The organism is Bilophila sp. (assembly GCF_057864385.1).
This window is the reverse complement of record NZ_DBMAFI010000099.1, coordinates 1-9,926: the sequence shown is the minus strand read 5'-3', so window position 1 is coordinate 9,926 and position 9,926 is coordinate 1. Positions and strand designations below refer to the sequence as shown.

Below are 9,926 nucleotides of genomic sequence, written 5' to 3'. Positions count from 1 at the left end.
CAATGTCGCTTTCAGTTTGTTGTTCAACTCCGGGTCTGGTTCGTCAGCCAGTTTCATAGAAGCCCGGATGATTTCATCAATTTCTGTATTGAAAAGGTCATGTTTCATATCCTGCTTCCTCCAATCTTTTCTTAATCAGACTTCTTCCCTTAAACAATCGGCTTTTTACCGTTCCGGGCGGTTTCTTAATGATTGTTGATATTTGCTCTACGGAACAATTAGAAAGATAAAACAGTGTCAGCGGTATTCGGATTTTTTCTGGTAGGGTTTCAATAATCCGATTAACTTCTGAAATCAATTCTTTCTGCAAGTAGCTTTCTTCAATACTTTCGTCGGAATGTAAGACTGTTTCTGCTTCATCATCCAAATTACTACATGGAGCAATCATATTTCGGCGGGCCTGCTTTCGTCTATCGCTTTTCCAAAGATTGTGTGTCAAGGAAAAAAACAGTGCTTTTGGATTTTGCCCCCAGTCAAGTGTCCATTCCATTTCTAACGCTTTTAGAAAAGTCTGTTGATACAAGTCCTCTGCTTCTGATTTGTCCATACAGAGTTTCAGGCAAAATCTATATATATCTGTACCGAACTCATCAATACACTTCTCGATTTCTCTTGCGTCCAATGTTTCACCTCCATTGCCCGTTCACCCTATATTCGCTATGACTTTGTAGGCGGTTCACTTTTTTAAATAATTTTTTTCAGGTAAAATGTCGAGGCGAAGTAGGTAATTTCATTCCCGGCATGAAAAGACTGATTTCTTAATAGTGTTCAAACGAGTTTTTTTATTATATTTCATCAGCTCGAAGAACACAAGACGGAAAATATGAATAATAGAGTGTAAGTATAGGTCATATACTGAGGCAGCCATACATCGGAAGAAAGAGGCCAAACGGCAGCGGAAAAGATACCTCCTGTCTACGCATTTAGGGCGGTGAAAGCCAGCCATAGAAGGGCTTTCCCGGCATGGTCGGCAGGCAGGCGGGACAGATTATCCAATTCCCGCCAGAGAGGGCTTCTAAATGCGTAGGAAAATGTTTCCGCCGCTGGTATTTCTGCCGGTTCTGTGTTATGCTGATACAAGCATAAAAAAGACAGGAGTGGACAGGATGGCCGAACAGGAAATGTTGCTGGACAGCGCCACGATCAAGGCCGCCGTCGCAGGCGAGAAGTGGGCTACGGAAAAGGTGCTTGAACACTATGCCCCCATGATTGACGAGCTGGCCGTTGACGAGGATATGAAACAGCACTTGATTATGAAACTGTTGGAAGCCCTGCCGAATTTCCCGATGGAGCAGGCATAAAGGCAAAAAAACAGCGCCGGACGCAGAGGCCATACAGCCCCCGCGCCCGGCGCTTCGTTATACTTATTTACTCGTCTGTGAAATGGAACTGGTACGCCTCAAAGTCGGCGTCGGTCATGGTGTCCAGCTTGGTAAGGGTCTGGCGGGCCAACGCCGCCATTTCCCCGCCCATATCCGGCAGCGCGGCATGGAGCTTCGCCATCGTCCTGCGCCGGTCGGCATTGTGATACAGACAGATCAGGTTTTCTTCCTCCACATTAAACTGCATTGTCATACCTCCAATTCTTTTGATTTTTCTCGCTGCGGCGGCTTCTTGGCCTGTTCCTCCTTGGCGGCTTTGAGCTGCGCCCGGATGGACGGCTTTTTCTGGCGCTGGGCGGTCTTGGACGCCGGGCGGGTCTGCTTCGGCTTCTTGTCCTCGGCCTTGGCTGCCTCGGCCACATCGAAAAGGGAAATCTGTTCCCCGGCCTTTGCTCTTGCTTCCAGTTCCCCCATCGACGGGGTATTGTTCAATACGCCGTCAATCATGTTGTAATTCTGCTCGGTGGACATTTCAGCGGTCTTAATCGGGCTTTCCTGCATAAACTCCGGCACAGGAGTAAACCCGATGCTGTCACAGTAATGGGCTTCCTCCTTGCCGCCGCGATTTACCACAACAACGTCCGAAACGGACAGGCTGTGTCCCCGGAAACCGGCTGGCCGGTCGTCGGCGTTGAACGTGCGGTAAATATCCTCCAACGTAGTCTTTTTGTCCAGCGGGGCCGTGTAGACAAGCGCATAGTTTTTCCTGTCCACGGTCAGCCCTGCGGCCTGCAATTCCTCATAGGGCCGATAACGGAAGTCGTGCCCCTCCGGGCCAGCAGGCACTTGATAGATGGAAAAGGTGTCGTCCGGCTCCGGGGGATCAACCGTAAAATAAGGGTTCTCCCATTCAGAAAACGGCATATCCGGCATGGCCTTGTAGCTGCCATTTTCCTGAACATAGGGCCGTACACGGTCAAAACCGATTTCCTTTGCCACGCGGGAGAGGCTTTCCAGTACCACGGGATCGTCCCGCAGCCGTTCCATGCGGGTGAAGTCGTCCACAAGATAGTTTTGTCCCGCCCGTACTTGGAGAATATCGGTGGCGCTCATGCCATCCTTGCTTTCCACGCCCAGCGTCAAATGTGCGTAGGGCTGTCCTGCGTCGTTAAGGTCTTGGGCCTCGTTGTTGTAGGGCTGGCCCCGCAGCTCGTCAAACCGGGCCTTGGCTTCTTCAAAGGTGGCAAAGTGTTCAATGGGGCTTTGGTGTTCCGCATTGGTCGCCCATGTTTTCAGGTCGGCAATCACATAGAAGCCCCATTCCCGGCCTGCCTGCGGCTCGGCGGCAGTCCGTTCCGCCAGTGTCTTTTCCGCCCGTTCCCGTACATCCTCCCGCAGCGGCAGCGCATAGAGGGTGGACGCAGAGGAAAAGCCCACGTTGTTAAACATATAGTCCACATCGGTTTCTTTCAAGGCCCCCGCTGTGAAGTAGTCTGCCCGCGTGGGGGTGTCGCTCACCTTGCCATCTGCTATATCATGGCTCAATCCCGTTTCCAGATGGGTGCAGATTTTTCCGTCCACGGCCAGCGTCACATAGTACCAGCCGATATAGCCGCCGGTCTGCTCGTCGGCCCCGTCGTTAAACTCCACATTCAGCAGCGTGTAGGGCTTTAGGCCCTTTTGGGCGGCGATCTCGTTGTCCTTGGCTTCCCTCTGCAACAGAACAGGCAGGGCGGCTTCCTTGGCGGCCTGCACGATCTCCGGGTTAAAATGCACCAATGCACTGTTGACACATTCCGTCTGTACCTTTACGGTTTTGGCTTTTGGCGTCAGGTGGTTGCCGATGAACAGGGACGCGCCGTTGTCAAAGTGAATGGACATATCACTGGTGCCGCGCCATTTGCCGGTACAGGGGGACGTGCGGATTTCGCCGGTCTTGCAGCCAAACGCCTGCGCGATTATATCAATCTTGCCTTGCAGGGGCAGGTCTTTGTAGCGGCCAGCGATTTCCACCGCCTTTTTCTGCAAGCCGGTCAGGGGCTTGTCGGCGGACTTTTCCTGCGGCTCGGCGTCGGACACATCATCCTGCGCCGTTTCCGGCTCCGGCGTGATTTCCAGCTCCGGCTCTGGTACTGTCTCCTGTTCAGGGGTCGCTTCCTGTGGCTGCTCCTGTTCCTTGGCGTACAACTCCTTGACGGCTTCCTGCGTCAGCTCCCCGGTGTTGAGCTGATCCAGCAGTTCCCGGCATTTTTCTTCCGTCCCGGCATAAAGAACCGCCCCGATTTTTACAGTGCCGTCCGACTGCGGGACATAGGCTTGCAGCAAATACAGGTTTTCCGGGCTGTCGCTGCGGGTGGCGGCGTGTACCCGGTAGACACATTCCTCCGGCTCGGCTTGGGCCTGTGCCATCTGCGCCTGCTGCTGTCGGATGCTGCTGCGTTGCAGCTCCGTGGGCTTCTCGCCGGTAAGGGGCTGAATACTTGAAATGCGGTCAGCGGCGTAATAGGCGTTCCCATTCAAAAGCCGCTGCCATGCCCCGACGCTTGGCGCCCATCGGAATCCGTGTTCTTTCAACTGCTGGCGGGCGTCGGCGTCCGGCTTATCTTCAAAGAACACCTGCAAACGGCTCTGTTCCCGGTTGGCCTCCACATGGCCGCCCTCAAACTCCAAGCCCACATAGACGGTTTCTCTGGCGCGGGTCAGGCTGTCGATCCGCTGCCGGATGCGGCGGATTTCCGCGTTGTTGTTAGACAGCTCCCAGCTCTGAAAGGGTTTCTTTTCATAATGCCAGCCGGACACCATAGCCGCTTTCAGCTTTTCAAGATTTTCAGGGGAAAGGTGCGGGCAGCCGTCCAGCGTGCCGTGTTTGCGGTAGTAAGCGTTCACGGCTTTCATGGTTTCCTGCGCCTTTACCAGCCCGTCCAGTTTCTTTTGCAGCTTGGGGATGGCCTGCGGGTCGTCCTGCCGGATGCCACCCATGCCGGTGCTGCGGATTTTATCAAGCAGCCCTTGAATGTACTGCCATTCCTGCATATTGCTGTCGCGGGCCGCGTTCTGTTTTTCTTTCTGGCGTACCGGGAAATTGGAACCACCGGCAATCAGGATCGAGGGAACACGGGCGTCAATGGCAAAGCTGTGGTTCATGTTGGCGGCCAGTTTCCGGGCGTAGGTGTCAAGCAGGCTGTCGATTTTCTCATGGTACATGGGATCAACGCGCTTTTTCTGTGCCTGCGCGATTTCAAAGGCATTATCCACATAATGTCGGTACTCCGCCGTGGCGCTGCCGGGCTTGTAATCGGAATAGCTGTTCATCTCCTTGGCGCGGCGGGCCGCGCCCTCGTTGATGGAATAATAGTAGTCGGACGCCGCAGGCTCCTTTGTCGGCGGCTCCGGGGCTTCCTGCGGTTGCTCCGGGGCAGGCTCCGGCTCTGGTTCTGTCGGGGCCTCATAACCAGCCGCCGCGTATTCCTCCACGGTCATACCGGCGTCAGCGACTTCCTGCGCGATCTCGGCCTGTACCTGCGCTTTATAGTCCTGCAAGCTCTGGTCGAAGTCAGAAAGTTTCGGCGGCTCCGGCAACTGATACTGGCCCTGATTGAGAAGCGGGCGGCACTCCTTGACGTAGTTTTCCAGCGCCCCATAGTAGGCTGTTTCCTCCGGCGTCAGGGTTTCGCCGGATGCCAGACGGGTTTGCGCCTCCTGTTCCAGCCGGGACAGGTTACAATGCAGCTCCATATAGGGGACAAATTCAGTCAGAAGCATTTCCCGCTGGGCCTTGTCTGCCTCCCATGCCTCCGGCCCCTCATGTTTCAGCACATGGTTTTTCCAGCTTTCATCCTGTGCGTAGTATTCGTGATAGCCCCGGATATGCTCAATCAGGGAACCGTCCCCGTCGCCAAAATCCTGCCGCCCCTCGTAGTTGTCCGGCTGCCCCTGAAACGAGAAGTCAATGCGGAACTTGGTCTTGTCGTACCAGCCCCCCGTGTAGTCGGGCTGTTCCCGTTCCAGCCGTTTGGAACTGTCCAGCGCCCCGAAAACGGCTTCGGCTTCATGCAGCGGCATTTGCTGGCCGTCTTTTAAGTGTGGGCTTTCACTCCAAATAATCGTGACAATGGGCTCCGCTGCCGGGTCACGGGCAATGGTCTGTTCCGCCCTTGCAACGGCAATCTCATTTTCCATCTGGCTTTTCATAAAATCGTCCATGTAGCCGTGTTGCAGTTCAAAGCCCTGTTCGCACAGACGGTTGATAAGTTCAATCACCTTATCGGTGTCGCCCACGGCCTCGGCATATTCCATAATCAGGCGGCGTTCCCCGTCGCCCAAACGCGGGCCGTCCTTTTCGGCCAGCGCCACCAGCGCGGCGGCCCGTTCCACCGGGGACGCCTCCGGCATCAATGGCTTTTCATTCAAGAGGCCGTCAATCCCATTCCACGCCTGCGGCTCCTGCCGGGGTTCGGAAATATCGCTGGCCTGTTCCGGGGCCGCGTGTTCCTGCTGGGCCTGCCGTTCCTGCTGAAGCTCTAACAGGTGGACTTCCATTTCATTGATAAGGTCATTGGCAGCGGCCCGGATCGTTTCAAGGGACGCCTGCAATTCTTTCAAATCCCTGCCGGAACTCCAATTTGCGATATACCCAAAGGAATAATCGGACGTGTCCAGCCCCCAATACTGGCATACCGCATAGGCTACGCTCTCGGCCTGCACCTCGCGGGTGGCCTTGTCCGGCTGTTTATCCTCCGTAAGATGGCTGTTTTTCTCATACAGGCGGGCGTGGGCGACTTCATGGATGGCAGTCTTTAGGGTCTGCAATTCGCTCATGCCCGCATTGACGGCGATCCGCTGTTCCAGATAGAAGCAGCGGCCCTTGGTTCCGTCCAAAACCGGCTCAATGGAAATAGCATAGGGGGACGATCTTTCCAAAGCCGCCTGCAAATCCTGAAACTGCTCCACGTCGCCGGACAGCATATCCACATGGGTCTTTGGAAGCTCCTTGCCCTCGGTCTGGCTTACGTCATACACCGATACCACACGATAGTCCGGCACCGTGATTTCCTGTTCCTCCATCACCGGCTTGCCGTTTTTGTCCTTGATGGGTTCGCCGGTGTCAGGGTCTTTCTTTGCAACGCGCTTTTTGACTGTGTAGAATTTAGGGGCTATGATTTTCAGCCCGGCTTCGCCCTGTTTTCGGGTGCGTTCAAATTCCGATTGCCATTTCCCTAAACCAGCTACCAGAGAAGCGTCCGGCTTTTGCAGGAAAATCAGCATGGTATTTCGGAAACTGTATGTGTGGAACTTGGACATTGAGGTGAGGTAGGCTTTGTAATTCTCACTGTCCAGAACACCCCGCACCCCGGCTTCCAGCCTGTCGGTGATCTCTTTCATGTATTCGTCTTTAGTCATGCTTTTTATGATAATCGGGCCTGCCTCCGGCAGAACGGCGGCGGGGGCCGCCGGTTCGGTGCGAAAGGCTTCCCGGTCAGCCTCCGGCTGGGGGTAGGCCATCACCCGGTATTCCTCCGGCACCGGCTGTCCCTCATGGACGCGCTGCCATTCGTCGCCGCTTTTCACTAGATAGCCGTAATCAGTGAAAACGCCATGCTCGGCGTTGGCAATATGCAGGCCAAAGCGGGGCAGGAAGATCCCCGCTTTCCATTCCTCCGGCATATCCACCATGCCGGAACGGTTCAGGTAGTAGTCCCCCAACTGACCGGTGCCGGTGACATCCGGCAGATGTACATAGAAATCCACGTTGTCGGGGTAGTCGATGATCTGGCCGATGCTGTGGAAGTCGCTCTGCGGGCTTGTCAGGGCGGCGTTCAGCTCCGCAAGCTCGGCGGCTTCCAATTTTTCCAGCCTTGCGGCAAGGAAGTTCAGTTCGTCCACACCGGCGGACAGCACCAGATCGCGGGGCAGCTTGACAGGATGCTCCTGTGGGCTTCGATAGTCGTACAAGAAAAAGTCCTGCGGATTGTCGGCGCTGATGCCGATTTCCCGCAGGGCTTCTTGTAGCTTTTCGGTTGTGGTCGGCAAAGAAAGCCAAAGGCCCTCTTTGCCTTGCTCATAACGCTGGCGGTTATGAAGCAGGATAGAAAACATTTCGTTCACGGGGTTCCTCCTTTCCGGGATAAGTTCAGATAATGGTTGCTCCCATACATCCCCAAAACCGCGAATGACGGTTTTGCCGTTGGCTCCATTTCGGGCGAACATCTCCACTGTGGAAAAAGCGTGGTCGAATTGTTCTGGATTGCGGGCGTCAATCGCCGGGGCAAAATGGATTACGCCGTCTTTGTAATCTTTTCCAGTCCCAACCCAGCCGCGAAGAAAGCTGTCAAAAGGGGCTTTCGCACCGCTTTCCCCGTGTTCCTCGGCGTGGCTCTTGACAAGGGTATTGCCCCGGTACTGCCTGCCTAAAATCAGTTCCCCGGTCTGCGGGGAGAACATGAAGCGCCGGTTCTGGATGGCCTGCATATCAAACGTGGTACGGTTGGTATCAATCAGCATCAGGCCGTTGCTTATTTCCAGCGGGGCGGCTTCTTTGGGGTGAGCCTGTTCCCGGTCTTGCTCCATCAATTTCTGCATCAACTCGTAGTCCTCAATGCTCATGTGGCCGTCATAGGTGTACGGGTCGATGTCGTCCCCACGGTAGGGGCGTTCATAGAACGGTAGTCCGGCAGCATGGGCTTTCTCCCGCGCTGCCTCCAACACATCCGGCGGCAGCTCGTCGCTGTGGGCCTCCATGAATGAGGCAATATTGTTCAGGCCGTTGTCGTAGTGGTGGCGTACTCCGGCAACCAGCTCCGCCACGTTCATTTCCTCGCCCAGATAGCCGGAATAGTAGCCGTTTACCACAACGGCCTGTGGGTCGGCGGCCTGTATCTCTGCAAGCCGCGCCCTGTCCTCTGGATAAAGGGTGTCGTCCAGATCAAGGTGAAACGCCTCCGCCTGCCAGCTCCGGCCCTCGCGCCAGAACGCCAGCCATGCAATGCCGTTTCGCAGGTCGTCTTGATACTCTGATACGATGTCCCTAAGACTTGCCATCGGCAGCCCTCCTTTCTGAAAAAATCAAGGGGTTTGGGGATATGCCCCAAAAAGCAAAATCCCCGGCCCGGCAGGGTGAGCCGGGTCAGGGATTTGCCGGAAGTGTGGCTACACTTCCTATGCTTGCTGTTTTTTAGTTTTTGTCCCTCCGTTCAATGCGATAGTTGACGTATTTCCCGCCGGTATCAGCCAGAAGTACCGTCCCGTCGTAGGTTTTCCCGGTTTTCATGGAGCGCAGGCCCTTTACCTTTGCCTTTCCGTCTTTGAGCAGCGCAGCGGCGATTTTCGGTGTGAACGCCTTGCCCCGTTCCTCAAAAAATCGGTCATTCTTCCACATGACAAACTGGCAGGCCCGGTTTCTGCAGTAGTAGTTCTTCTTGCCCTCGTAGACGCTTTCGCCGCAGCGGGGACACTTGCCAATCGCCACGCGCTCGGCCTGAAACAATTTCTGCGCGTCCTCGCTGATCTGCGAATAGCCGGAAATCAGCCCCCGCGTCATTTCCTCAATGCCAGCCATGAAGCCCTCCGGGTCAGCCTCGCCCTTGGCAATGGCCGTCAGCTTGGTTTCCCATTCGGCGGTGAGCTGGGGAGAGGTCAGCACATCCGGCAGGACGCAGGCAAGGTTGTGGCCGTCCTTGGTGGGAAGTAGCTGCTTGCCCTTGCGCTCCACAAAGCCCATCTGCACCAGCTTTTCCAGAATGGAAGCGCGGGTGGCCGGGGTTCCCAATCCCTGCCGTTCGGCGTCCTCCGGCATATCCTCGGCCCCGGCCCGTTCCATAGCCGACAGAAGCGTATCTTCGGTGTAGGGCTTCGGGGGTGTGGTGAAATGCTCGGTGACGGAAGCCTCCACCTTGTCAAAGGTCTGGCCCTCGGTGATCTCCGGCAGCTCCCGCGCCAGCTCCGGCGCGTCCTCGTCGGCGTCAGTCTTGAACGACGCCCTGAAACGGCGGTCAATCTCTTTCCAGCCCGGCGTCAGGATGGTTTTGCCCTTGGCGGTAAACTCTTTCCCGGCGCAGGTGAATGTGGCGGTGACGGCCTCAAACACATGGGGCGCGGCCACAGCACACAGCAGCTTGCAGCACACAAGGGACAGCAGTTTCTTTTCGCCCTCGGTCAGCCCGTCAAAGCCTTTCTGCACAAACTCCATCGTGGGGATAATGGCGTGGTGGTCGGATACCTTTTTGCTGTTCAGCACCCGGCCAAACTGCGGGGCAATGTCCAGCCCCGCCGCAAAGGAAAGCAGCGGCCACAGGCCGGACACGATGCTTTCCGCCGTAGGCTGCATATCGTCGGTAAGATACTGGCTGTCGGTGCGGGGATAAGTCAGCAGCTTCTTTTCATAGAGCTGTTGGGCATAGTCAAGGGTCTGCTTGGCGGTAAATCCAAACAGGCGGTTGGCCTCCCGCTGCAAGGAAGTGAGGTCATACAGACGGGGCGGCTGCTCCGTCTTTTTTTCACGCTTTACCGATACACAAACGGCCTGCGCTCCTGCACAGGCCGTCTTGGTGGCGTCGGCGTCGTCGGGGTTCATAAAGCGGTCGCTGGCCGCCTCCATGCCGCCCGCCG

Annotated in this window: 5 protein-coding genes; 1 reads left to right on the top strand and 4 read right to left on the bottom strand. The window is 55.9% G+C overall.

Translation table 11 applies throughout. The features are described 5' to 3' along the window. Positions 1-97: 97 nt before the first annotated feature. Positions 98-622, bottom strand: a complete 525-nt coding sequence (locus tag ACZM8Y_RS17055) for an RNA polymerase sigma factor (RefSeq protein WP_208037399.1) — start codon at positions 620-622, stop codon at positions 98-100. A gap of 484 nt (positions 623-1,106) precedes the next feature. Here ACZM8Y_RS17055 and ACZM8Y_RS17050 point away from each other — a divergent pair, with 484 nt between their 5' ends. Next, on the top strand, positions 1,107-1,301 hold the full coding sequence (locus ACZM8Y_RS17050; RefSeq protein WP_208037424.1) for a helix-turn-helix domain-containing protein: 195 nt from the start codon (positions 1,107-1,109) through the stop codon (positions 1,299-1,301). 67 nt (positions 1,302-1,368) lie between these two features. Here the strand turns inward: ACZM8Y_RS17050 and ACZM8Y_RS17045 are convergent, their stop codons facing one another. The 3 genes from ACZM8Y_RS17045 to ACZM8Y_RS17035 form a co-directional block, all read right to left on the bottom strand. Next, entirely contained in the window at positions 1,369-1,575 is a 207-nt protein-coding gene (locus ACZM8Y_RS17045; protein ID WP_489501918.1) for a transposon-transfer assisting family protein, read from the bottom strand. Next, positions 1,572-8,360 carry an LPD25 domain-containing protein gene (locus ACZM8Y_RS17040; protein WP_347138692.1) on the bottom strand — a complete coding sequence of 2,263 codons (6,789 nt, stop codon included), beginning with the start codon at positions 8,358-8,360 and terminating at the stop codon, positions 1,572-1,574. Before ACZM8Y_RS17040 ends, ACZM8Y_RS17045 begins: the two co-directional genes overlap by 4 nt. 133 nt (positions 8,361-8,493) lie before the next feature. Further along, positions 8,494-9,926, bottom strand: a 1,433-nt coding sequence (locus ACZM8Y_RS17035; RefSeq protein ID WP_489501917.1) for a DNA topoisomerase, incomplete at its 5' end; no start/stop codon positions are given.

What these genes read in the sequence shown, in the direction of transcription:
- ACZM8Y_RS17050 (WP_208037424.1), top strand. Translation starts at nt 1,107, where the DNA reads ATGGCCGAACAGGAAATGTTGCTGGACAGCGCCACGATCAAGGCCGCC.
- ACZM8Y_RS17045 (WP_489501918.1), bottom strand. Translation starts at nt 1,575, where the DNA reads ATGACAATGCAGTTTAATGTGGAGGAAGAAAACCTGATCTGTCTGTAT.
- ACZM8Y_RS17040 (WP_347138692.1), bottom strand. Translation starts at nt 8,360, where the DNA reads ATGGCAAGTCTTAGGGACATCGTATCAGAGTATCAAGACGACCTGCGA.